The organism is Constantimarinum furrinae (genome assembly GCF_014295415.1).
Taxonomy (GTDB): Bacteria; Bacteroidota; Bacteroidia; order Flavobacteriales; family Flavobacteriaceae; genus Constantimarinum; species Constantimarinum furrinae.
In genome coordinates this window covers 24,129-49,040 of record NZ_CP052909.1, presented here as the reverse complement: position 1 = coordinate 49,040, position 24,912 = coordinate 24,129, and the positions used below count along the sequence as shown (strand labels likewise).

At 40.4% G+C, this 24,912-nt stretch carries 18 protein-coding genes and 1 rRNA gene; 8 read left to right on the top strand and 11 right to left on the bottom strand.

The genetic code is table 11. The annotated features are described in order from the left end of the window. The first annotated feature begins 44 nt into the window (after positions 1–44). The 6 genes from tgt to ccsA all read left to right on the top strand — a co-directional run bounded on the left by tgt (position 45) and on the right by ccsA (position 9,053). A complete protein-coding gene (tgt, locus tag ALE3EI_RS00210) occupies positions 45–1,175 on the top strand; it encodes a tRNA guanosine(34) transglycosylase Tgt (protein ID WP_186989652.1) in 1,131 nt (376 codons plus the stop codon). Between the two features lie 4 nt (positions 1,176–1,179). Next, the gene (locus tag ALE3EI_RS00205; protein WP_186989649.1) at positions 1,180–2,259 is read left to right on the top strand and encodes an LptF/LptG family permease; all 1,080 of its coding nucleotides are present in this window, start codon (positions 1,180–1,182) and stop codon (positions 2,257–2,259) included. Further along, the gene (locus ALE3EI_RS00200; RefSeq protein ID WP_186989647.1) at positions 2,246–3,148 is read left to right on the top strand and encodes a DMT family transporter; all 903 of its coding nucleotides are present in this window, start codon (positions 2,246–2,248) and stop codon (positions 3,146–3,148) included. Before ALE3EI_RS00205 ends, ALE3EI_RS00200 begins: the two co-directional genes overlap by 14 nt. A gap of 54 nt (positions 3,149–3,202) precedes the next feature. Beyond that, on the top strand, positions 3,203–4,156 hold the full coding sequence (locus ALE3EI_RS00195; RefSeq protein WP_186989645.1) for an acetyl-CoA carboxylase carboxyltransferase subunit alpha: 954 nt from the start codon (positions 3,203–3,205) through the stop codon (positions 4,154–4,156). A gap of 166 nt (positions 4,157–4,322) precedes the next feature. Then, positions 4,323–5,876: a replicative DNA helicase gene (gene dnaB, locus ALE3EI_RS00190; protein WP_186989643.1), complete on the top strand. Its 1,554-nt coding sequence runs from the start codon at positions 4,323–4,325 to the stop codon at positions 5,874–5,876. 78 nt (positions 5,877–5,954) lie between these two features. After that, positions 5,955–9,053: a cytochrome c biogenesis protein gene (gene ccsA / locus ALE3EI_RS13785; RefSeq protein ID WP_317172963.1), complete on the top strand. Its 3,099-nt coding sequence runs from the start codon at positions 5,955–5,957 to the stop codon at positions 9,051–9,053. Between the two features lies 1 nt (position 9,054). Here ccsA and ALE3EI_RS00180 read toward each other — a convergent pair whose 3' ends face one another. From ALE3EI_RS00180 to ALE3EI_RS00155, 6 genes are read right to left on the bottom strand one after another with little or no spacing between them, the layout of a single operon-like run. After that, positions 9,055–9,867 carry a hypothetical protein gene (locus ALE3EI_RS00180; protein ID WP_186989641.1) on the bottom strand — a complete coding sequence of 271 codons (813 nt, stop codon included), beginning with the start codon at positions 9,865–9,867 and terminating at the stop codon, positions 9,055–9,057. Beyond that, the gene (locus ALE3EI_RS00175; RefSeq protein WP_186989639.1) at positions 9,864–11,513 is read right to left on the bottom strand and encodes a hypothetical protein; all 1,650 of its coding nucleotides are present in this window, start codon (positions 11,511–11,513) and stop codon (positions 9,864–9,866) included. Before ALE3EI_RS00175 ends, ALE3EI_RS00180 begins: the two co-directional genes overlap by 4 nt. Then, positions 11,467–12,693, bottom strand: coding sequence for a hypothetical protein (locus ALE3EI_RS00170; protein ID WP_186989637.1), 1,227 nt, complete (start codon positions 12,691–12,693; stop codon positions 11,467–11,469). The genes ALE3EI_RS00175 and ALE3EI_RS00170 overlap by 47 nt, the downstream gene beginning before the upstream one ends. Then, positions 12,672–14,504: a cytochrome c family protein gene (locus tag ALE3EI_RS00165; RefSeq protein WP_186989635.1), complete on the bottom strand. Its 1,833-nt coding sequence runs from the start codon at positions 14,502–14,504 to the stop codon at positions 12,672–12,674. The genes ALE3EI_RS00170 and ALE3EI_RS00165 overlap by 22 nt, the downstream gene beginning before the upstream one ends. A 12-nt stretch (positions 14,505–14,516) precedes the next feature. Beyond that, entirely contained in the window at positions 14,517–15,854 is a 1,338-nt protein-coding gene (locus tag ALE3EI_RS00160; RefSeq protein WP_186989633.1) for an NAD(P)-binding domain-containing protein, read from the bottom strand. Next, positions 15,854–16,675: a hypothetical protein gene (locus ALE3EI_RS00155; protein ID WP_233279978.1), complete on the bottom strand. Its 822-nt coding sequence runs from the start codon at positions 16,673–16,675 to the stop codon at positions 15,854–15,856. The genes ALE3EI_RS00160 and ALE3EI_RS00155 overlap by 1 nt, the downstream gene beginning before the upstream one ends. A gap of 203 nt (positions 16,676–16,878) precedes the next feature. On the opposite strand from ALE3EI_RS00155, the gene ALE3EI_RS00150 reads away from it, so the two are divergent. After that, on the top strand, positions 16,879–18,063 hold the full coding sequence (locus tag ALE3EI_RS00150; RefSeq protein WP_233280014.1) for an asparagine synthetase B: 1,185 nt from the start codon (positions 16,879–16,881) through the stop codon (positions 18,061–18,063). On the opposite strand, the gene ALE3EI_RS00145 is transcribed toward ALE3EI_RS00150, so the two are convergent. The 5 genes from ALE3EI_RS00145 to thrS all read right to left on the bottom strand — a co-directional run bounded on the left by ALE3EI_RS00145 (position 18,060) and on the right by thrS (position 22,421). Continuing rightward, a complete protein-coding gene (locus ALE3EI_RS00145; RefSeq protein WP_186989631.1) occupies positions 18,060–19,010 on the bottom strand; it encodes an OmpA family protein in 951 nt (316 codons plus the stop codon). The two genes, ALE3EI_RS00150 and ALE3EI_RS00145, sit on opposite strands and share 4 nt — an antisense overlap. 127 nt (positions 19,011–19,137) lie before the next feature. Next, positions 19,138–19,482: a 50S ribosomal protein L20 gene (gene rplT, locus ALE3EI_RS00140; RefSeq protein ID WP_186989629.1), complete on the bottom strand. Its 345-nt coding sequence runs from the start codon at positions 19,480–19,482 to the stop codon at positions 19,138–19,140. A 122-nt stretch (positions 19,483–19,604) separates the two neighbouring features. Continuing rightward, a complete protein-coding gene (gene rpmI / locus ALE3EI_RS00135) occupies positions 19,605–19,802 on the bottom strand; it encodes a 50S ribosomal protein L35 (protein ID WP_186989628.1) in 198 nt (65 codons plus the stop codon). A 100-nt stretch (positions 19,803–19,902) separates the two neighbouring features. Next, a complete protein-coding gene (gene infC / locus ALE3EI_RS00130) occupies positions 19,903–20,415 on the bottom strand; it encodes a translation initiation factor IF-3 (protein WP_262891079.1) in 513 nt (170 codons plus the stop codon). A gap of 59 nt (positions 20,416–20,474) precedes the next feature. Further along, complete coding sequence (thrS, locus tag ALE3EI_RS00125; RefSeq protein ID WP_186989626.1) at positions 20,475–22,421, bottom strand: threonine--tRNA ligase; 1,947 nt, start codon at positions 22,419–22,421, stop codon at positions 20,475–20,477. A gap of 820 nt (positions 22,422–23,241) precedes the next feature. Between thrS and ALE3EI_RS00120 the strand changes: the two genes are divergently transcribed. Continuing rightward, positions 23,242–24,759: ribosomal RNA gene (locus tag ALE3EI_RS00120) — 16S ribosomal RNA — on the top strand. The last annotated feature ends 153 nt before the right edge of the window (positions 24,760–24,912 follow it).

The following is a 24,912-nucleotide window of genomic DNA, read 5'->3' as shown; positions in this document are numbered from 1 at the left end:
TGCACCTTTATACACTGTAGCGAATAAATTCAGAAAAACTGTTGATGAAATTTAAACTAGAATCTACCGATACCACGAGTCAGGCACGCGCAGGAACAATTACTTTAGATCACGGTATTGTTGAAACACCAATCTTTATGCCTGTTGGTACGGTGGCTACTGTAAAAGGGGTTCATCAAAAAGAGCTGAAAGAAGAAATAAATCCCGATATAATATTGGGGAATACCTATCATTTGTACCTGAGACCTCAGACTCCCATACTTGAAAAGGCCGGAGGGATTCATAAATTCATGAATTGGGATCGAAATATCTTAACCGATAGTGGCGGATATCAGGTGTATTCATTGTCTGCCAACCGAAAGATCAAAGAAGAAGGTGTGAAATTTAAGTCCCATATAGACGGAAGTTTTCACTTTTTCACCCCGGAAAAAGTAATGGAGATCCAAAGAGTTATTGGTGCCGATATCATTATGGCATTCGATGAATGTACACCCTATCCATGCGATTACCGGTATGCCAAGCGATCGATGCACATGACACACCGCTGGTTGGATCGTTGTATCAATCATCTGGAAAAGACGCCTTTAAAATATGATTATCAGCAATCGTTCTTTCCCATTGTGCAGGGGAGTACCTATAAGGATCTGCGAAAAGAATCGGCAGAGTACATCGCTTCAGTAGGAGCCGAAGGAAATGCTATTGGCGGATTATCTGTGGGAGAACCTGCCGAAGAAATGTATGAAATGACTGAAGTGGTTACGGCAATTCTTCCGAAGGACAAACCGCGATACCTTATGGGTGTGGGAACGCCAATCAATATTCTGGAGAACATTGCCTTGGGAATCGATATGTTCGACTGTGTTATGCCAACCCGAAACGGACGAAACGGTATGCTTTTCACTGCCCATGGAACTATTAATATTAAGAATAAAAAATGGGAAGCCGATTTTTCTGCCATTGATGAAATGAATATCACCTGGGTAGATACTGCCTATAGCAAAGCTTATTTACGACATCTGTTTACGGTTAACGAGATGCTGGGTAGACAGATTGCGACCATTCACAACCTGGGTTTTTACCTGTGGTTGGTTCGTGAAGCGAGAAAGCATATCTTAGCGGGTGACTTCTCATCCTGGAAAAAGATGATGGTCGAACAAATGGACAAACGCCTGTAATCGTATGCTTAGCATTCTTGACAGATACATCTTAAAAAAATATCTGGGTACTTTTGTCCTATTATTATTACTGTTTATTCCTATTGGAATTACGGTTAATCTTGCCGAAAAGATCGATAAGATTTTGGCTAACGAAGTCCCTTTTATTGAAGTGGCTAAGTACTATCTCGATTTTACGGTGTATTTCGCAAACCTCTTGTTTCCCTTGTTTTTGTTTTTGTCGGTCATCTGGTTTACTTCCAAGCTGGCTAACAATACTGAAGTGATCGCTTTTCTTAGTAGCGGGGTATCGTACTATCGTTTCTTAAGACCGTATATGATAGGAGCTACCATCGTTTGTATTGGTGCGCTTATTATGGGGATGTACCTTGCACCTATGGCGAGTAAGGGATTTAATGAATTTACCTACGAATATTTAAAAAAGGGCAAGAATGACCGGAATCAGACTAATGTATATCGTCAAATTAACGATAACGATTATATCTACGTTAGTTACTTTAATGTAAAAGAGAAAAGTGGCAACAATTTCACACTGGAACACTTTGAAGGGAATAAAATGACCTTTAAACTTGCTGCCAGCCGAATTAAGTTCAATGAAAAGGACAGTACGTATTCGCTCTTTAACTATACGAAACGAATCATTGGTGAAAATGAAGATATCTTACAATCCCAAAAACGACTTGATACGACTTTTACATTCGAAATAGAAGACCTTACCCCGGTTACATATATCGCTGAAACATTAAATTACACCGAGCTCAATAAGTTTATTGAAAGAGAAAAGGAAAGAGGTTCTTCCTACATTAACCGTTATGAAGTCGTACGATATAAACGTTGGAGCCTTCCCGTTTCTGCTTATATACTTACCATAATCGCCGTAGCAGTGTCTTCTATGAAAAGAAGAGGAGGGATGGGTGTAAATCTTGCCATTGGAATCGGGATAGGAATGGTGTTTATCTTTTTCGACAAGATCTTTGGTACCATGGCCGAACAGAGTAGCTTTTCACCGTTTATAGCAACCTGGTTCCCCAATATTGTATTTGGTATATTGGCTATTTACCTTCTCCGAAATGCGAAACGATAAACTTCTTAACTATTTTCACCTCCACTTTATAGTATTTATCTGGGGATTTACAGCCGTATTAGGGGCTTTAATTTCCATTGATGCCATCCCGTTGGTCTGGTATCGAATGTTGATCGCTTCAGTGTTGATACTTTTATTTTTGTCTTGGAAAAGGGAGAAATTAAGATTTCCGCCAAAAGTTATCATCGGATTTGCTGTGGCAGGGGTCATTATTGCAATGCACTGGCTTACCTTTTTCGGTGCGATTAAGGTTTCTAATGTTTCAGTGACACTCGCGGTAATGTCTACCGGGGCTTTTTTTGCATCCTTGCTGGAACCTATTTTTTTTAAGCGAAAGATCATTTGGTATGAGGTTTTCTTCGGAATGCTTGCCATTTGCGGTCTTGTCATAATTTTTTCCTTCGAGACATCTTTTACTCTGGGAATTATCCTCGCCCTCATTTCAGCTTTCTTGAGTGCGTTATTTGCGGTGATAAACGGAATTTACATTAAGACGTATAAGGCCAGCACCATTTCATTTTATGAACTTTTAGCAGGTGTAGGGGCCATCACTATCTATTTGGCGATCGCTGGAAAGTTTGATGCTGCATTTTTTCAGCTGTCTTCTAGTGATTGGATCTATATTTTAATCCTAGCCTCGATCTGCACTGCCTATGCCTTTGTGGCTTCCACCTATGTGATGAAGTGGTTGAGTCCATATACGGTGATGCTCACGATCAACCTCGAACCGGTATATGGAATAATTTTGGCAATGATCATTCTGGGAGATTCCGAAAATATGAGTGCCCAGTTTTATTATGGAGCTGCCATTATACTGGCGACAGTAATTGTCAATGGAATAATAAAGAACACTCAGCAAAGAAAAAAAAGGCGATTGGGCCATACCTAAGCGCAAAGTTTTATCTTTGTAAACGAAGCAAAAATTATATAGCGTAACCAGACTATGGAATATCTTGATTTTGAATTACCTATAAAGGAACTACAGGAGCAATACGAAAAAGCTTGCCAGATTGGAGAGGATAGCGATGTAGATGTAACCAATACCTGCAAACAGATCGAAAAGAAGCTTAAGGAAACCAAAAAGGAGATTTATAAGAATCTTACCCCATGGCAGCGGGTACAATTATCCCGCCACCCAAACCGTCCTTATACCTTAGATTATATTAAAGCAATTTGCGGAGATTCTTTTTTAGAATTACACGGTGATCGTAATTTTAAGGACGACAAGGCAATGATAGGAGGATTGGGTAAGATCGGTGATCAGTCGTATATGTTTATCGGTCAGCAAAAAGGGTATAATACCAAAACGCGTCAATACCGAAATTTTGGAATGGCTAATCCCGAAGGGTATCGAAAAGCATTGCGCCTTATGAAATCTGCAGAGAAATTTGGTATACCCGTAGTTACTCTTATAGATACGCCTGGAGCCTATCCGGGTCTGGAAGCTGAAGAACGCGGCCAAGGAGAAGCTATCGCCCGTAATATTCTTGAAATGACCAGCCTGGAAGTACCCATTATTGTGGTGATCATTGGGGAAGGTGCCAGTGGAGGTGCTCTGGGAATTGGAGTGGGAGACAGGGTGCTTATGCTAGAAAATACATGGTATTCGGTAATCTCTCCTGAAAGTTGTTCTTCAATCCTTTGGCGTAGCTGGGAATTTAAGGAACAAGCGGCAGAAGCGCTAAAGCTTACTGCTACTGATATGAAAAAGCTAAATCTAATAGATATCATTGTAAAAGAACCATTGGGAGGTGCACATAGCGATAGAGAAAAAACCTACATCACTGTGGCAAATACCATATCTAAAACGTATGATGAATTAAAGAATTTATCCCCAACCGATTTGGTGGAAAAACGCATGGAAAAATATTCTGAAATGGGAGTCTTTAAAGGATAGTTTCAGTAATACCAACCCTTTAGAAAATCCGAAGTAAATCCTTCGGATTTTTTTGTAACTTATTAACAATAAAATTGAGTTGTGAACAGTTCAATTGTTAATGACCGGTGAACATCGTAATTAAAAAAACAACCAACTCTCTTAACATTTTATTTACATTCGCTCAATGGAAAAACTAAAACCTCACACTGCTTACAGCGGACGTCCTTCACAGGTGATCTCCCTAGAAAAGGGAAAACTGCCTCCGCAAGCAATTGATTTAGAAGAGGTTGTGTTGGGAGCCATGATGATCGATAAAAAAGGAGTCGATGAGGTGATCGACATACTACATTCAGAAGTTTTCTATAAAGAAGCGCATCAGCATATATTCGAGGCCATTCATACACTCTTTGAAAACAGTGAGCCTGTGGACTTATTAACCGTTTCATCTCAGTTAAAGAAGGATTCAAAACTGGAACTGGCAGGAGGGGAGTTTTATTTGGTCCAATTAACTCAAAAAGTGTCTTCTTCAGCCCATATTGAGTTTCATGCACGTATTATTCTTCAAAAGTTCATTCAACGAAGTCTCATTAAGATTTCCAATGAGATCATTGAAGATTCATATGACGAAACCACCGATGTATTCGATCTACTGGATACTGCTGAAGCAAAATTGTATGAGATCACTCAGGGAAATATCAAACGTTCTTCCGAAACAGCTCAGAGTCTCGTAATCCAGGCCAAGAAAAAAATTGAAGAGATCGCAAATAAAGAAGGCCTCTCGGGCGTACCTTCAGGTTTTTCAAAAGTAGATAAACTCACTTCAGGCTGGCAACCCAGTGATCTTATTATTATTGCGGCGCGACCCGGTATGGGTAAAACAGCGCTTACACTTTCTATGGCTCGTAATATAGCTGTGGAACACAATATTCCTGTGGCATTCTTTTCTTTGGAAATGTCTTCGGTACAATTGATCACCCGTTTAATTTCTTCGGAAACCGGTCTGAGTTCAGAAAAACTTAGAACCGGAAATCTTGAAAAACACGAGTGGGAACAATTAAACGTAAAAGTAAAGGGTCTCGAAACCGCTCCTTTGTTTATAGATGATACTCCATCCTTATCAATTTTTGATTTACGAGCGAAAGCGCGTCGGCTGTCCTCGCAGCACGGTATTAAATTGATCGTGGTAGATTACCTTCAGCTTATGACGGCAGGAGGAAGTCAGAAGGGCGGAAATCGCGAACAGGAGATCTCAACCATTTCCCGAAACCTTAAAGCTCTGGCGAAAGAACTTAACGTTCCCGTCATAGCATTATCGCAGCTTTCCCGTGCGGTTGAAACCCGTGGGGGTAGTAAACGACCCTTATTATCAGATTTGCGTGAATCGGGGGCTATTGAGCAGGATGCCGATATCGTTTCTTTTATTTATCGTCCAGAATATTATAAGATCGAAGAATGGGATGATGAAGAGCATTCTCCCACAGATGGTCAGGCCGAATTTATCGTTGCGAAACACCGTAATGGTGGGTTGGATGAAATTCGTTTAAAGTTCGTAGGACATCTGGGACGCTTTGAAAACCTGGAGACCTTTGAGTTCTCCAACGAGTTTCACTCCAGAATGAACGCAGCGGCAAACGATGATACCTTTAAAACCGATCAATTACCCTCTCCGGATGAAGCCTTTGGAAGTTCAATGAACGAAGATCTTTCTCCTGACGATGAAAATGATGTGCCGTTTTAATTAAATCTTCTCTTTTATCCAAAATATCTCTTTATTTTAGTTGAATCTAATTTTTGTATTCATTATTTTTAACCTGCTTTGAATATCAGAAAAATTCTTATTCGACTATTCGACACCAGAGCCGCTGGTGTCTATTTTCTTCTCTTTGCATCAGCTATAGGAATAGCCACATTTATTGAAAATGATTTTGGGACCAGTGCCGCACAAAAGATAATTTATAAGGCATTTTGGTTTGAAGTATTGTTGCTAATGTTTTGCGGATCGGTAATTTATAATATTTATAGGTATCGAATGATACAACAGAAAAAATGGGCCGTACTTATGTTCCATTTTTCCATTATTATCATCGTAATAGGAGCAGGCCTAACTCGTTATTTAGGATTTGAGGGGGTAATGCATATTAGAGAACAACAAACCGAAAGTTCCTTTTTATCTGCAGACACTAATTTAAACTTTAAGGTTATTAAGGCAGGGAATACTTTTGAATTCAGTGAGCCCGTTTTGTTTGCTTCTTTAGGGAAGAATCATTTTGAAGAATCCTATCTTATTGAAGAGGATCTTATAGAGATTGAACTTACAGATTTTATCCCGAATCCTACTCAAAAAATAGAGGCAGTAAATGACGGAAAGCCCATATTAAAACTTGTAATGGCGGGAGTATCCGGTAGAGAAGAATTTTTTATCGAGCAGGGAGAAACAAAGCGACTCCGGAATGTACTCTATAATTTTAAAGAAGACCCTGTGCCCGGGGCTATAAACCTGCGTTATGCAAACGACAGTCTAACATTTTCCACCAACCGGATGCTTACACAAACGGTAATGGCGACACAAAAGCGGGATACGATTGTCCCTTCAGAAAAGTTTCAGACCTTAAAATTACGTGCCTTGTATTCAGATGGTGTGAATAGTTTTGTGTTCTCCGAATTTAATCCTTCAGGAGAAGTAAAGATCTCTTCCGAAGATCCAAAAGTAAAGAACGAAAGTACCGTTGCCGTAGTGTTGAACATTTCTGTTAACGGTAGGTCAAAAACCGCTTATGCCTATGGAAATAAAGGTTGGTCCGGTAACCCTACGACCGTTGCTTTCGAGGATCTTACTGTTGTAGTGTCTTATGGCGCCAAGGAAATAAGCGTTCCTTTCCGCATAAAACTCAATGATTTTATTTTAGATAAATATCCCGGCACCAACAGTGCTTCCTCTTACGCAAGCGAGGTTACTTTATTCGATCCGGAAGAAAATAAGGAGTTCGATTACCGAATTTATATGAACAACATCCTTAATTACGGCGGATACAGGTTTTTTCAGTCCTCTTTTGACAAGGATGAAAAAGGAACCTATTTAAGTGTAAACAGTGATTTTTGGGGAACTCTGGTCTCCTATATTGGATATGCCTTGCTTACTCTGGGGATGATTCTCACCCTCTTCAGTAAAAAGACACGCTTCTACGAAGTAAGAAAAAAGATCAAAAAGATTCGGGCTAAAAGCAGCACATTCATCTTTTTAATTGCACTGCTTATTTCGGGAATTGTATATTCTCAGAACGAAAGTTATGTAAAAAATGCAGTTTCTAAGGATTTTGCGGAAGAGTTCAGTACTGTGGTCGTACAGGATTTTAAGGGTAGAATGAAGCCCGTCCATACCTTATCGAGAGAATTGCTCAGGAAAGTTTCCAGAAAGGAATCATGGAATGGACTTACAGCCGATCAGGTAATTCTAAGCATGTTCGTCAATAAACAGGACTGGTATGATGTAAAACTCGTTAAACTTGGGAAACATGAAGATGTCCAGAAGTTATTGGGAGTTTCTGGAGAATACGCCTCTTATAAGGATTTCTTTACCGAAGCAGGGGATTACAAAATGCGGGATGAAGTGCGGCGGGTGTATGAAATGGATCAAAAGGACAGAGGTGTTTATGCGAAAGAATTGATAAAGATCGATGAACGTCTCAACATATTAAGCATGATCTTTTCGGGCAGCTTGTTAAAAATAGTACCTAACCCGCAATCTCCCAGTAACACCTGGGAAGGCTACAGTAGCCATAATCATAACGACGGCCATAACCACAGTACGGTGGCGAGCAATTTCTTCAATGCGTTTGGTGCCTCCCTTAAGCAATCCACACAGACCAATGACTACGAGCATACAGGTCATTTACTTGAAGAGCTAAAAACCTATCAGCGAGCGCGTGGTGGTGAAATTATGCCATCGGATGCGAAGATCAATACAGAGATAAGTCTCAATAAAATGAACGTGTTTTCACGTCTCGCCGGCTGGTATATGCTACTTGCTGTGCTGTTATTGTTCTTTCTGTTTGTTTCTATTTTTAAACCCAAATGGAAATTAAAAAAGATCTATTACATCTTATTCTCCCTAGTCGTACTCGGATTCATACTTCACACCATAGGTTTAGGTATGCGGTGGTATGTCTCGGGTCGTGCTCCATGGAGTAACGGATATGAATCGATGATCTACATTGCCTGGACATCAACATTGGCTGGTATACTTTTTACCCGAAAATCCTTTGGTGGTTTGGCTGCTACTATGGTACTCGCTGGGACAATACTTTTTGTATCCATGCTTAGTTTTCTCGATCCGGAGATCACACCTCTGGTCCCTGTTTTAAAGTCCTATTGGCTAACCATCCATGTCTCTTTGGAAGCAGGAAGCTATGGATTCCTCATGCTGGGTGCTATTATAGGTCTTATCAATCTTATTCTGTTAATGTTTCTTAGCGAGAAAAATAAGTTACGCGTAAAACGTATTGTTCAGGAGATGTCATTAATTAGTGAACTGACTTTAATTGGCGGATTATTTATGGTAAGTGTAGGTACTTATCTGGGTGGTGTATGGGCAAATGAATCCTGGGGAAGGTATTGGGGCTGGGATGCCAAAGAAACATGGGCATTGGTTACTATATTAGTATATGCATTTATTCTGCATATGCGACTTATTCCAATGCTGCGCGGACTATATGCCTATAACGTTGCGACGATCTTCGGTCTGGCTTCTGTGATCATGACCTATTATGGGGTTAATTACTACCTATCCGGGTTACATTCATACGCAACCGGTGACCCTGTGCCTATACCGAACTGGGTTTATATAGCGGTGGTGTGTATAATTATAGTATGCCTGATCGCATATTTCCGAAAGAGAAAGATTGGCGGATTCGGTTAAATTATTCTACAACGATCCCGTTTTCCAGAATGAGGTTATAGGAATATCCGGCGCCAAAATCTCGATTTAAGCTTACTTCGGCCTTCATGGTCACTATTTGTCCCTCGGGTACGAAAGTATTGGATGTTACCACGAAGTCGAAATCATCCTTGCTGCCGTCTTGCAGATGGATCCAGTTTCTGTTCATGATATTGGGATTTACCTTTACGCACTTTCCTGTGACCTGAACTGTCTTACCCGCATATTTTTGAGGGTTGGCGACTATTTCAGCAATTTTTGTGGAGCCTTTGTGTTCAATAATTTCTTCGGTATGAGTGGGGATGTCTTGTTTTTGAGATTTTACAACTTTAGGTTCCTCGGTAAAATCGGCCTTTAGATTTCCCGCTCCGTGATTGTGTGACACAAGATTTGAAACCAGATAGATCGTATCGAATACCCTGTTGTATTCTTTACTTTCAAAATTTGTTTTTAAAAGATCGTTTCGATAATAGTAAACCTTACCAAGATCGATCTCTTGTTTTATCGCAGCGATCCAAAACTCCTTTCTTCCTTCAGTGACTTTAACGTATACATATTTCTCTGTTGGCAAAACCTCTTTTGCGACTACGGTATGAAGGTTTTCTGTGAATGATCCGGTATTATTGTTACTCGAATCAAAGGTATTATCTGCTGTATCTTCTTCTGAAAAGATACCACTCGAAACCCGTTCGGTAGTATCGCTGGACTTTGCTGAAATAACTTTTGGGCCGTTATTACACGCTAAAAACACTGAAAGAATGAATACACTGGTTATGATATTTATTTTTCTTATCATCTCTTTTTATTTTTAGAATAAAATCGTTTTGTGAGTCGGGTATAGAACCGGTAATTCTGCTCATCACCAAAAGTAGACAATTCCCCCGAAAAGTTTATTTGCCATGTTTTTGAGAATGTATAGTTGAGTCCGCCTCCAAAATAATTCTGCTTATATTCTTCATCAATATTGTTATAACTATAGTCTGCTCGTCGGAAATAAACATCGGCATAAAGCTTATTTCGTACTAAATCTCTTGAATGTCTCACCGAAAGAATGTTACCCGTGAGGTATCTGGAGGTATTGATATTATAGGAAACGTTGAACCTTCCTCCAATTCCGGGAATCTTTGAAAGCGTAGCGTAGGCGTAAACGTTGTCGGATTTGTTTTGTTGATCATTTTGAAAACGATTGCTGTAACTGGCGCCTAACCAAAGTATTTTAGCAGGCCTTACATTCAAGCGTAGCCGAACGCCCTGTCGTGCCAGATCATCGTCGAGTATGCGTTCTATTTCCGTCTGAAATGTCTGGTAATAAATGATCCTTTTTCGGGAATCGTAGGAAATAGCTGCGTTTACATTTTTACTGAATCTGTATCGTGCCGAAAGATAGATATTGGTAAGTCTGGTATTACTGCCTTCCCTTCCAAATATGTCCAGTTCCATACTGCTAAAGAGGTTTAAATTTGAAGCAATGGTACTGTTGTGTTGAAAGAACAAATAACGCCTGTCTGTCATACCATTATTGGATTGATCCATGGCGCCTAAGGTAGTCTCACTGTAAAAATCGGCTGTATTTGTTTCAACGCCAACATAGCCTCCATACTGGAACAGATCTGCATTAAATCCATAATCAAAAAAATCGGGTCGAAACCCTGCCATAGCTCCCACGTAAAAGTTTCCGAAGTAATTTTCAACCATCAAGCCGTCATTGGCTCCAACAGAGGTGGCCTTAGGATTTATTTTTCTTCCAACAGTTAACGATAAGTCTTCGGTAGCGTCGAAGCGAAGATTCAAATTATACACATTAAACAGGCTTGTTCTTCCCGAATAATCTTCAGGAGTGGTCAATAAACCTCGGTACGCTATATAGCTTTCCGTAGAAAATTTAGAATCTCCAATATGATTTGCGCTTAACGAAAACCGCGCTTGAAACCTGTCACGGCTCTCACGTAAATTTGAAAATGTATTATAGCTTCCAACAGATACCCTACCACGTATATTTTCACGATACAAAGACTCTGATTCCTTGTTGCTTGTACTTTCATCCACATTGGTCTTAGGAACTGCTTCATCTTCTATAGGTTCGTTGGGCATTTCAATGACTTCTGAAGATTTTTTAATCGTAGCAGAAACTTTTTCTCCGGTATTAATTGTACAATTATTTATTATTGTACAAACCACTGAAGAAGTTGATTTTTGAGTCACCTGCAGACAGTCTGAATTTCCAAACTGAAGGGTATCTCCTATATTAATTTCTTCGGTGTCTTCAAAGCGAACATAAACGTTATTAGCGGTTACAAAAGTAACCGTCCCTTCAATTACCTCTTCATTTTCCTGAGCTGTCGCACTTAAAGCGGTTATGAAAATTACTATGAAAGAAATTGTTTTTTTCATGGCTTTATCCTTCTCCATTCGGGTGACAAGAGAGACAAGCATTACTCTCATAGATATAGCCGTTAACATCCTCATGCTCGTCGGCCATCTCTCCTGAAGGGTGACAGGTGAGACATTGGAAAAACGCATAGTTATTAGGATTCATATGACAATCGGTACAACTGTTCCACTCATCCTCATGTCTTCCGCTGTAAATAGGGAAGAACATCCCGTCATGATCGAAAGTTGCAGGCATCCAACCGGGATTCGTTGTATGACACTGGGCGCAGTCTGTAGGGAAATTGGCAGCCTGATGATTTGGATTATTCGTAGATGCATAGTCGTCCATATGGCAGGCAAAACAATCGGTAGGGGTGTTGTTGAAATTTCCGTTGGCATGGCAGGAATTACAATCCTGTATATCATGCCCGAGCGTAAGCGGAAAAAAATCATGGTTAATTGTGGCCGGCATCCATCCCGGATTGGTGGTGTGGCATTGGGTACAATCTGTTGGGAAGTTTCCGCTTTGATGATTAGGATTTTGCGCACTGGCATAATCTTCCATATGACACGCAATACAATCGGCAGAAATATCACTAAAATTATTTACGTTATGGCAGGCGCTGCAATCCTGAATGTCATGACCCAGGGTTAATGGAAAGAAATCGTGAATTATTCCTTCGGCATCCCAACCAAATCCTAACGGAGAGTGACATTCAACACAGTCCTGCGAAAATCCCGAAACCACATGATTAGGGTTTTGAGCCATTACATAATTTTCCCTGTGGCATTCTATACATTCGTTTCCGAGGCGATTAAAAATAAGACTGCTTTCCATTTGGTGACATTCAACACAACTCAGATTGCTGTGTGCGCCTATTAGCGGAAATCCGTTTTGTTCGTGTAATTCAGGAATATCAAAAACCAACCAGCTTTCAGACGTATGACATCGCATACAATCGTTACCCACACTGGCGCTATGCACATCGAGATGACAGGAAATACAATCGGTAGGAGCATTTTCAAAAACAAGTTCGGCATGACAGGATTTACAATCTACTATGGCATGAGTTCCTTCCAATTCAAAATCGGTAGAACTGTGATCAAATTTAATAGTGTCGTAATCAATTTCCCAGCCACTGGGATTGTGACATTGAGCACAATCTATCTTCAGATTATTGCCATGTGGCGATTGTCCCCAAAATATGAAGGGACAGCAAATGAGTACTATTATAAATGACAGTCTTTGCAATCCAGTTTTCCTAATTTATAAACAACAGTTGTTGTTCCGCTTTCATTTTTTAGTTCGTGACAGGCCCTGCAATCGACCTGTGCGTGCTTTCCGGTTAATGCAAATCGCGTATTGTTATGATCAAATTTTTCGGGGAACCAGCTATTTGTCACATGACACCGGGCGCAATCTGTAATTCCATTTACTGCAAATGAATCACCATGAATATTTTCATGACAGGAAGCACAGTTTGTATCTAAGTTACTAAAATTTTGTGAGATTAGTTTTTTGTCTTCAGATATTTCGAAATGACAGGCGCTACAGGATACATTGTTGTGCTGCCCTGTTAACGGCCAGTCGGTTTGTGAATGATCGAAAGTTATCGCATCCCAACTATCGTTTCCATGACAAGCGGTACAATCGTTATTCGGAATAAATTCTGCAGCCAAAAACCCTTCGTGAAAGTTTGAATGACAATCGATACAACGAGTATCGGTCATCGCGAAAGTCCAACGATTTTCCCGTTCATCTACATGACAAGCAAAACACGGAGTTGCTATATGTGCTCCTTCCAAGGGAAAATCGGATTTTTGATGATCTTCTATAGTAAACAGAGTAAAGTCGAAACCTTTATCAAGTGTGTGGCATGTTTTACAGTCGGGGCTAATTCCATTTTCCGCAAATTCACCATTGTGGTAATCGGAATGACAGCTCTTACATTCTGAAAAATCTATTGGCGTTGAAAAACGCTCTATATGACAAGCCCGACAATCTACACCAGTATGCATACCTTCCAATGGGAAATCGGTAATGGAATGATCAAAGAAATCCATATCCTTTAGTGCGAGAAAACTCTCTTCAGAATGACATTTTGCACAGTCTTGCCCGTATTTGTTGTCGTGGGGATCGCTATGACAGGCTACACAATTGTTTTCGGGCACATTGGCCCTGTCCTGAAACAAGTTGCTAATATTTGAAGTGTTGGCATGACACGTAAAACAGTCAATTCGTTTGTGTTGCCCTTTCAAATCGAAATCTGTACGGGAATGATTAAAATTTCCTCTACCTGTAAAAGTGTTAAATGAGCTTTCGGTATGACACTGGGCACATGCTCCAGGCAACTGATTATTATGTGGATCCTGGTGACACGCCTTACAATCACTGAAATTCATTCCAGTGAATTGTTGAAAACTACTTCCGTTCTTCGTTGTTACCTTATGGCATTCTTTGCAATCTACTGCTAAATGCTTTCCTTTAAGTTTAAAGTCGGCCTGATCATGATCGAAATTCAGAACAGGAGAGAACGCATTCATATTATGGCACTGCAGACAATTTACAGGAAGCGTACCCTGATGATAGTCGTCATGACAGGAAAGGCATTGGTCATCCAATCCCAGATAAGTACCGGAGCGTTTTCTCAATTTCGGGTCCTTAATATTTTTCGGCGCATGACAAAGCCTACAATCCACTGAAGCGTGGGCTCCTTCCAATTCAAATCCTGTGAGATCGTGATTAAAATTCTGGGTATCGAAACGAATCATATCGAAATTTCTTCCGTGATGCTCACTATGGCATTTAAAACAGTCCTGACTCTCAACTCTTGGTGTTGCGTGAAACCCTTTATTCTGGGATAGTAGCGATTTTATTTCAGTATGACATTCCAAACATTTGTTATTGGTCACTTTCGATCCTAATTCGTGACACAGCGTACAATTACTCATACCTTCAAACTTACTGTGGGAGTCGGTAAGATCTCCGGGTGATATCTGAGCATTCAGAGTGCCAAGAGTCAGACAAAAAAATAAGACAATATGTTTTCGGAACTCCTTCACAAAAACAGTTTTTTAATGTTTTTTCATGATGTAACCAAACCGTTTGGTAATTTCTACACCAGCTTTTTCCAGAAAGGCCGTTGGTAATAATCCTCCGGCAAATATATAAACAAGATCATTTTTTACTTGGTGTGCATCTTCCTCATCGGTTATCTTAAAGATACAACTTTCGTCGCTTATGGAAATGAGACTAGAGTTATAAATAATTTCCAGTTTTGCCTCTTCTGCTGCTTTCGTGATATTTTCACGGTTTTTAGGCTTGGATCTCGTAAAATTATCACTTCGTACCAGAATTTTTACCCGGTTCTTGTCCATCATTAGCATAGCGGCTTCCATTGCCGAGTCACCCCCACCAACCACGATGATATCCTTATCTTCTATGAGTTCGGGTTCCAACATACGGTAAGCTACTTTTTCTGAATCTTCTCCCGGAATCCCAAGTTTTCTCGGACTTCCGCGCCTTCCGATAGCAATAAGCACATTATTCGCAAAGTGCTCTTGTCCGTTCGCTGTGGTTAACTTAAATGACCCGTCTTTCTGAGGAGTGATATTTTCAACTTTGGTATTTTCCTGTATTTCAATTTTATTTTCAGAGATCACTTTTTGCCATAGCTCCAGTAATTCCTGTTTCGAAGTATCATGTAGCTTGACTTTTCCGTGAAGGGGTAAATTCATAGGTGAGGTCATCACTACTTTCGACCGTGGAAACGTAAAAACAGTTCCGCCTAAAGAATCCTGCTCAAGAGTTTTACTTGTTAGTTTATGTTTTTTTGCCGCTAGCGTGGCTGAAATTCCTGCCGGACCTGCTCCGATAATTATAACATCTGTTAATTTATTCGGATTGGGTTTTTTACTTTTAACGATACTTTCTATGGCCTGTTGCCCCTGTTCAACCGAATTTTTGATAAGTCCCATCCCGCCTAACTCACCGGCGATATAGATCCCTTTCATATTGGTTTCAAAATTCTGGTTTACATGAGGGAGATCGACTCCCCGGGATTCGGTTCCTATTCTAAGGGTTATTGCTTCAACCGGACAGGCGTGAAAACAAGCTCCGTGACCGACACAGTTAGATGCGTTTATTACCGATGCCTGACCGTTAACCATTCCCAGGATGTCCTGTTCGGGACAAGCTTTTACACATGCACCACTTCCAATACAGGCATTTGGATCGATATAGGGGTGAAGTGATACCGGTTCGTGTAATCCTTCTTCTTTAGCGATCTCAACTTTTTTTATGGTCTGTTGAGTGGCTTTGTTTTTTTTCCGAAGATATAGGAACAAAATAGCGGCACAGAATATAAATACAATACCATAGGTAATTAATTGTTCAAGAAAAATATCACTCATTAAAATATCCATCTGTATCCAAAGGTAAATGCTACAATTACGTGAACCATTACAATAACAAGCATTATGATGGCAAAAGGCATATGTGCAACATGCCAATATCGAAAGAGTTTTTTCATGGTTTCCAAACGCGCTATCTTTCGGGAAAGTGAACGCTCCTTCTTAAGCATTTGTAAGATGCTCTGCTTTTCATGATGGGTTACATTTTGCCGTGTAAGCACTTGTTTTAAATTGCTAATTGACGGACTATTTGAGGGATTATTTTCAGAAAAAGCAGAAAGCAAATTAACAGTGCCTTCATCAAAAGAATATTTATTTTTAAGAACCGTCGAGACATCGGTTTGAGTTCCTTTAACTTCCTTTAAACTAAGTTCCCGTCCTTCTATGGTTCGCGGAATCTGCAAATAAATAAATCTACCAATTACTCCACTGGCAACCACCGCAACCATACTCCAGAACGCAACCGAAACAATGCCCCCAAATTTAAATGCTGTATGGAATAAAACCAATACTGGCCCCAGACTACACAGGAAGATGTGGAATTCAAGTAAATATTTTAATCGAATTCGCTTTCCTAGAATATTATACCGCTTGTGTGCTATATAAATGGAAACTCCAAAAAATATCAGGAATGTGCCAATTATCCCTAATCCCTGCCCAAATAAACCACTGGGTTTAAACCATTCATGTCTTGGATGATAAAAGCGTTCTTCGAGTGGCGTGGTATAATAGGAGTAACCCGTATAGGCAAGAAAGATCGTGACAGAAATAACGATAAGCGCCATCGACCAAATGTAGATTGTATGAGTTAATTTGTTCAAAGAATATTTTTGTATTAAAATACTAATATTTATCTGTATAACAAACTGAAACGTTTTTACCCTACTACAACAACCAAATTATATGATAAATTAAAATTTGGCTCAAAATTTGTCGTTATATTAGCATGATGACGAAAATTTTTACACTATTTATATTTTTATTTATCAGCTCTCAGGCTTCAGCGTCCTATATTTTAATTCCTATGGATGCCGAAGGACAAAAGGAGCATTTAAAGGCCTACGGCATTACCTATTGGACGCTTGAAAGGCAGGTAAAGGTAAAATGGCTGCTCAATTATCGTGGGGGTTCATTTTTACTTCCCGATTCCGAAGAAATTAAAAAGGAATGCCAGATTCGCGGTGTCTCTTTCGAAATGATCTCCGATGCTAAGGCGGAACAGATATTAACCGAAATTAGTAGTCCATCTCAGAATATGGAAGCTGTTGTTCTTGAGAAAGCGCCAAGAATTGCAGTGTATTCACCCAAAGGGAATCAGCCCTGGGACGATGCAGTAACCATGGTCCTTACTTATGCCGAAATTCCTTATACCGTTGTATACGATGAAGAAGTGTTAGGCGATCAGTTAATACTTTACGATTGGCTTCACCTGCATCATGAGGATTTCACGGGTCAATACGGAAAATTCTATCGTGCCTATCGTTCTGCACCCTGGTATATTGAAGAAAAGCGAAAAGCCGAAGAATTGGCTACCAAATTGGGATATGCTAAAGTATCTGAAGCAAAAAGAGATGTTTCACTAAAGATTCGGGATTATGTAATAGGTGGCGGCTTTATGTTTGCTATGTGCAGTGCCACGGATAGTTACGACATAGCGTTAGCAGCAGAAGGTGTAGATATTTGCGAGCCTATGTTCGATGGAGATCCCAGCGACCCCGGTTATCAAAGTAAGATCGATTACAGTAAGACCTTTGCGTTTACCGATTTTATTCTGGAACGCAACCCCATGGTATATGAATTTTCTTCCATAGATATGACCACCAAGCGCCAGATCATGAAAGAAACCGATTATTTCTCACTGATGGATTATTCGGCCAAATGGGATCCAATTCCCTGTATGCTTGTTCAAAATCATACGGCTTTGGTAAAAGGTTTTATGGGGCAGACTACTTCGTATGACCGGGATCAAATTAAATCGAACGTCCTGATCATGGGAGAAAACAAAACCAATGGGGAAGCCAGGTACATACACGGAATAAAAGGAAAGGGATTTTTTACTTTTTACGGCGGACATGATCCAGAAGATTATCAACATAGGGTAGGAGACGCTAAAACCGAATTGGCACTTCATCCTAATTCACCGGGGTATCGCTTAATTTTAAACAATGTTCTTTTTCCAGCCGCTAAAAAGAAAAAGCAAAAAACCTAATCTTTATTTTTCAAGGATTCAAAATAACTTTTCGGAGGTAAGACCGTAATTTCAACACGACGGTTAATCTGTTTATTTTCCTCACTGTCATTTAAGACTTTTGGTCTGGTTTCACCGAATGCCCTGATCTCATAATCGTAATTTGCTTCAAATCCCAACAAGGCTCTTATACGATCTACAACCGTATAACATCTATTTTCTGAAAGTGTCTTGTTGTACGCATCTGTACCGTCACTGTCTGTATGTCCTTCTATCAGCAAGGTGGCTTTATCTACTTTTTGAATGGTGGCTACCAAAGTATCCAAAGTGTTGGAGGCGGTTTCTTTAAGTGTAAACTCATCGACATCGAATAATACATCGGCGTTTATGGACAATTTTATAACACTTGTTATTGCTGCGATAGCGTCAATATCGGCTCCGGCACTTTTACTTTTGCAAAGGTTCTTCAGATCGGTTACCCGTACAAAGTAAAATACAGTTTCGGTAGAAATATTCTCATCTGCCAGATCGATCACCGACTTGCCTCCGTCTATTTTTCCGGCATAGAACCAATCTGTTCCGTTCTCAGAAATTTCTATGCTCGCAGGTTCCCGTGACGGTCCAACTTCAAAGACATAGAGGTCATCACCGGGAAGATTCATAAATCCGTTATCTGTAAAAGCAACGGTTACAGTTCCGCCGCAGCCTAAAGATAAAAAATTAGGATCCTGATATCTTTTATAGTTTGGTTCATGAAGGCATTGTGAGCTGTCTGTATATTTCTGTAGAGGTTCGGGAAAACCTAGTCTGAAATGAACGATGCTGTCTGCAAAGGACAAAGTGCCTAATGGTAGGTATATGGATTTGTAGCGGTCTATCTTGTATGACTTTCCTGTAACTTCCTGCGCTGTACTACCGGATGCGGAAAACAGAATAGTTATTAGTATTAAAATGGGGCAGATTCTCATTTTAAATATTTTATCTAAGATAAGTAATCTGAATAACTCTGTCCTTTAATGGTTTATGTCGATTTCATTGAATAAAAAAACCCGCTCGATTTGAGCGGGTTTTTAAGCGAAATAATAGGTTATGGTCTTATTTTACTTTGTTTACAATAGCTTCAAAAGCTTCAGGGTGATTCATAGCTAAATCGGCAAGCACCTTACGGTTTAATTCGATTTCATTTGCTTTTAGTTTCCCCATAAACTGAGAATAAGACATTCCATGCTGACGAGCTCCCGCGTTAATACGGGTGATCCATAGGGATCTGAAATTTCTCTTTTTTGCACGACGGTCTCTGTACGCATACGTCATTGCTTTTTCAACGGCGTTCTTAGCGACTGTCCATACATTTTTACGTCTTCCAAAGTAACCTTTGGCTTGCTTCATCACCTTTTTTCTTCGGGCTCTGGATGCAACTGAATTTACTGATCTTGGCATAATTTTACTTGTTTTTGTAGCAGGCGACACGCAAATCGTGTACTTTTTTTACTTATTAAGATAATTTATCTTTTGAGTAGCCATACTCCAGGGTTTTTAAATTGTTTTAACCGGTTAAACAATTACTTCAATCGAAGCATTTGTTTAACATTACTCTCATCCGATTTGTCTACAAGACCATCGTGAGTAAGTTTAAGCTTACGTTTTTTAGACTTCTTTGTTAAGATGTGGCTTTTAAACGCATGCTTTCTTTTAATCTTACCTGTACCTGTAAGCTTAAAACGCTTCTTGGCACTGGATTTTGTTTTTTGTTTCGGCATGTTTCCTTTTTTTAGTATTACTTCGCTTGGCTTTCCATTGTGTTGACAATAGAAAGTTTATTGTTTAACATCCTGACTCTTTATCAAGAGGTTATATTTTTTACTTCTTCTTAGGAGCGATAAACATGATCATTCGCTTACCTTCCAACTTAGGCATTTGTTCTACCTTTCCATAGTCTTCCAGCTCCTGTGCTAATTTAAGCAACAGGATCTCTCCCTGATCCTTATAAATAATGGATCGACCTTTAAAAAAGACATAAGCCTTTAACTTGGCCCCGTCTTTTAAGAACTTCTCGGCGTGTTTCTTTTTAAATTCATAATCGTGATCATCGGTATTTGGCCCAAATCTGATCTCTTTGATTATAACTTTAGTCGCTTTAGACTTTAGAGCTTTTTCACGCTTTTTTTGTTCATAAACGAACTTCTTGTAATCCATTACCTTACAAACCGGCGGACTTGCATTTGGTGAAATTTCAACTAGGTCTACACCTTGTTCTTCAGCTATTTCTAATGCTTTCTTTCTTGGATAGACACCTATTTCTACATTGTCTCCAACAAGACGTACCTCCTCGGCACGGATCTTTTCATTGATTCTGTGTTTGTCTTCCTTAATGACCCTTGCAGGGCCCCGGCTTCTTTTTCTTCGTATTGCTATGGTTACAAATATTTAAATTAAACATTGAACTCTTTCAAGTCCCTTTTTTCTTCTTCTTTGATGAGTTTTGAAAATGCTTCTACAGCCATGCTTCCTAAATCTCCTTCACTGTGTTTACGTACAGAAACCGTACCATCTTTTTCTTCCTGCTCTCCAACGATCAGCATATATGGGATTTTATTCATCTCTGCCTCCCGAATCTTCTTGCCGATGGTTTCATTCCTGTTGTCAACAAGGGCGCGAATTTCGTCATTTTCAAGCAAATTTAAAACTTTTTGAGCGTATTTTTCATATTTTTCGCTCAGAGACAGGATACTGACCTGTTCAGGCATTAACCAAAGCGGAAAATTCCCCCCGGTATGCTCCAACAAAATGGCTACAAAACGTTCCATGCTACCAAAAGGTGCCCGGTGTATCATTACCGGTCTGTGTAACTCGTTATCACTGCCTTTATAAGTTAGGTCAAAACGTTCGGGTAAGTTGTAATCAACCTGAATGGTACCCAATTGCCAGCTTCTTCCCAAGGCATCCTTTACCATAAAATCCAGCTTCGGACCATAAAAGGCGGCTTCGCCTTTTTCAACAACATAATCCAGACCCTTTTCTTCTGCGGCATTTAAAATGGCCTGTTCTGCTTTTTCCCAGTTTTCAAGACTTCCAATATATTTTTCCGGCTTTTCGGGATCACGTAAGGACACCTGAGCCGTAAAGTTTTCGAAGCCTAAAGATCCAAACACATAGAATACCAGATCGATAACATCTTTAAACTCCTTATCCAATTGATCGGGAGTGCAAAAAATATGAGCGTCGTCCTGAGTAAATCCGCGTACTCGTGTCAAACCGTGTAATTCTCCGCTCTGTTCGTATCGATATACTGTGCCGAATTCTGCAAAGCGCTTCGGAAGATCCTTGTAGGACCATGGTTTACTGTTGTAGATTTCGCAATGATGTGGACAATTCATCGGTTTTAATAAGAACTCTTCGTCTTCATTGGGAGTTCTAATTGGCTGAAAGCTGTCTTCTCCGTATTTGGCATAATGCCCTGAAGTTACATAAAGCTCCTTCTGACCAATATGAGGAGAAACCACCATTTCGTAGCCCGCTTTCTTTTGTGCTTTCTTCAGAAAATTTTCCAGACGTTCTCGCAATGCAGCACCTTTAGGAAGCCATAATGGTAATCCCTGGCCTACTTTAGGAGAGAATGTAAATAATTCGAGCTCCTTTCCTAATTTTCTATGGTCTCTTTTCTTTGCTTCCTCCAGCAGTTCGAGGTATTCCTTTAGGTCTTTTTGTTTTGGAAAGCTCACGCCATAAATTCGGGTTAGCTGCTTGTTGTTTTCATCACCACGCCAGTATGCACCGGCAATGCTCATTAGTTTAACAGCTTTTACGATTCCGGTATTAGGGATGTGTCCGCCACGGCACAGATCGGTAAAGGTGTCATGATCACAAAAGGTAATGGTTCCGTCGTCGAGATTCTCTATAAGTTCGACCTTGTATTCGTTTTGTTGCTTATTATAATAATCGAGCGCTTCCTTCTTGCTTAAGGATCGCATCCGAAACTCGTGTTTTCCCCTAGCGATCTCCAGCATTTTATTTTCAATTTCGGCCAGATCTTTTTCTGCGATTGTGTGATCTCCAAAATCCACGTCGTAATAAAATCCGTTATCAATGGCTGGGCCAATCGTTAATTTTATTCCCGGAAATAATTCCTCAAGTGCCTGTGCCAAAATATGCGCAGAAGAGTGCCAGAAGGCTTTTTTACCTTCCTCATTATTCCAGGTATATAGTACCAGACTGCCGTCATGGGTAAGCGGAGTGGAGGTTTCAATTGTTTCGTCATTAAAAGAAGCAGAAATAACATTTCTTGCAAGTCCTTCACTTATACTTTTGGCAACGTCCATGGGTGTGGTACCTGCCTCGTAATTTTTTACACTTCCATCTGGTAAGGTAATCGCTATCATATTCAATTGTTTAATACACCCGTCAATGTACATTTATCGCTGTTTGGGCAAGCGCAAAGATACTACGAGTTTATTCGTTTTACAAGATGATCGATTGCCTTATTTTTTTAATCTTCATGGCGGCCTCTTCGATGGCGTGCACATCACTAAGGCTAGAGTTGCGAGTGAAGCAAAAGTAAGGACGAGCCTGCCTGTTGATAAGGGGAGGCTGTTTGCTATAGAGCTCCGTTGGTTCCTCGGAACGCCAAGGAGAGGATGCCACTGCTATCATTTACACTCAGGTAACTTCGGCTTTGGAGTGTCTACAGGGAAAAGTAGTATATATATAAAGGTAAAATGGCGTGGATAAAATTTGATTTTCTATAAATCTTCTAGTATCAATATCTTATCGTTTTGAAGGAAAAAAATATAAAAAAAAGTTAGTCTTTGGCTTGTAGGATTGGAAAAGCAAATTATCTTTGCAGCCGCTAAAGTGAGTTATAAAAATTTACAAAAGCGGTTATTAGGGAAGGGCATGATTTTGTTCTTCAGTTTGTAGATAACAACGTTCAATTTTTTTTCTGAAATAATTTTTAAAATCTATTGCAGGTTAAAAAAAGTGTTGTACATTTGCACCCGCTAAAACGATGAGTGACTATTAAAAACACAAGTTTGTTTAGGCGAGAAATCAGAAAAGTTCATTGATTTATTGAAATTGACAGCGTATGAGTTATGTATGGAAACGTATATGACTTGTATTGAAACTAAACTAAGTTAAAGACTCTTGAGATTTTTTTGAGTGAAGATTTTTTGTTGTGCTTGAATTATTATTTAAGATTACACGATGAAGAGTTTGATCCTGGCTCAGGATGAACGCTAGCGGCAGGCCTAACACATGCAAGTCGAGGGGTAACGGGGTGCTTGCACCGCCGACGACCGGCGCACGGGTGAGTAACGCGTATACAATCTACCTTATACTGGAGTATAGCCCAGAGAAATTTGGATTAATCCTCCATAGTCTATATGAATGGCATCATTTATATAGTAAAGGTTACGGTATAAGATGAGTATGCGTCCTATTAGTTTGTTGGTAAGGTAACGGCTTACCAAGACTACGATAGGTAGGGGCCCTGAGAGGGGGATCCCCCACACTGGTACTGAGACACGGACCAGACTCCTACGGGAGGCAGCAGTGAGGAATATTGGACAATGGGCGAGAGCCTGATCCAGCCATGCCGCGTGCAGGAAGACTGCCCTATGGGTTGTAAACTGCTTTTATACGGGAAGAAACCTCCCCTCGTGAGGGGATTTGACGGTACCGTAAGAATAAGGATCGGCTAACTCCGTGCCAGCAGCCGCGGTAATACGGAGGATCCAAGCGTTATCCGGAATCATTGGGTTTAAAGGGTCCGTAGGCGGGCAATTAAGTCAGAGGTGAAAGTTTGCGGCTCAACCGTAAAATTGCCTTTGATACTGGTTGTCTTGAATTAGTATGAAGTGGTTAGAATGAGTAGTGTAGCGGTGAAATGCATAGATATTACTCAGAATACCAATTGCGAAGGCAGATCACTAATACTATATTGACGCTGATGGACGAAAGCGTGGGGAGCGAACAGGATTAGATACCCTGGTAGTCCACGCCGTAAACGATGGATACTAGCTGTTCGGACTTCGGTCTGAGTGGCTAAGCGAAAGTGATAAGTATCCCACCTGGGGAGTACGTTCGCAAGAATGAAACTCAAAGGAATTGACGGGGGCCCGCACAAGCGGTGGAGCATGTGGTTTAATTCGATGATACGCGAGGAACCTTACCAGGGCTTAAATGTAGTGGGACAGGTGTGGAAACACGCCCTTCTTCGGACTCATTACAAGGTGCTGCATGGTTGTCGTCAGCTCGTGCCGTGAGGTGTCAGGTTAAGTCCTATAACGAGCGCAACCCCTGTTGTTAGTTGCCAGCGAGTCATGTCGGGAACTCTAACAAGACTGCCGGTGCAAACCGTGAGGAAGGTGGGGATGACGTCAAATCATCACGGCCCTTACGTCCTGGGCTACACACGTGCTACAATGGTAGGTACAGAGAGCAGCCACTGCGTGAGCAGGAGCGAATCTATAAAACCTATCTCAGTTCGGATCGGAGTCTGCAACTCGACTCCGTGAAGCTGGAATCGCTAGTAATCGCATATCAGCCATGATGCGGTGAATACGTTCCCGGGCCTTGTACACACCGCCCGTCAAGCCATGGAAGCTGGGAGTACCTGAAGTCGGTGACCGCAAGGAGCTGCCTAGGGTAAAACTAGTAACTGGGGCTAAGTCGTAACAAGGTAGCCGTACCGGAAGGTGCGGCTGGAACACCTCCTTTCTAGAGCTTGCCTGCGCGAGCAGGTAAGATAGGTACGACAAAGATTGATCACTCTTTAAAAAGGTCACAAAGCTTTAGCTTGGTTTAGCTGTCAATTTTATAATATAAAGGTCTTAGGTAATTAAGCATTACGTGATGGTTTATACTCTCACT

Excerpts from the sequence above, each read along its gene's own strand:
- tgt (WP_186989652.1), top strand. The coding sequence starts at position 45 with ATGAAATTTAAACTAGAATCTACCGATACCACGAGTCAGGCACGCGCA.
- ALE3EI_RS00205 (WP_186989649.1), top strand. The coding sequence starts at position 1,180 with ATGCTTAGCATTCTTGACAGATACATCTTAAAAAAATATCTGGGTACT.
- ALE3EI_RS00200 (WP_186989647.1), top strand. The coding sequence starts at position 2,246 with ATGCGAAACGATAAACTTCTTAACTATTTTCACCTCCACTTTATAGTA.
- ALE3EI_RS00195 (WP_186989645.1), top strand. The coding sequence starts at position 3,203 with ATGGAATATCTTGATTTTGAATTACCTATAAAGGAACTACAGGAGCAA.
- dnaB (WP_186989643.1), top strand. The coding sequence starts at position 4,323 with ATGGAAAAACTAAAACCTCACACTGCTTACAGCGGACGTCCTTCACAG.
- ALE3EI_RS00180 (WP_186989641.1), bottom strand. The coding sequence starts at position 9,867 with ATGATAAGAAAAATAAATATCATAACCAGTGTATTCATTCTTTCAGTG.
- ALE3EI_RS00175 (WP_186989639.1), bottom strand. The coding sequence starts at position 11,513 with ATGAGAGTAATGCTTGTCTCTCTTGTCACCCGAATGGAGAAGGATAAA.
- ALE3EI_RS00160 (WP_186989633.1), bottom strand. The coding sequence starts at position 15,854 with ATGAGTGATATTTTTCTTGAACAATTAATTACCTATGGTATTGTATTT.
- ALE3EI_RS00150 (WP_233280014.1), top strand. The coding sequence starts at position 16,879 with ATGGATGCCGAAGGACAAAAGGAGCATTTAAAGGCCTACGGCATTACC.
- ALE3EI_RS00145 (WP_186989631.1), bottom strand. The coding sequence starts at position 19,010 with ATGAGAATCTGCCCCATTTTAATACTAATAACTATTCTGTTTTCCGCA.
- rplT (WP_186989629.1), bottom strand. The coding sequence starts at position 19,482 with ATGCCAAGATCAGTAAATTCAGTTGCATCCAGAGCCCGAAGAAAAAAG.
- rpmI (WP_186989628.1), bottom strand. The coding sequence starts at position 19,802 with ATGCCGAAACAAAAAACAAAATCCAGTGCCAAGAAGCGTTTTAAGCTT.
- thrS (WP_186989626.1), bottom strand. The coding sequence starts at position 22,421 with ATGATAGCGATTACCTTACCAGATGGAAGTGTAAAAAATTACGAGGCA.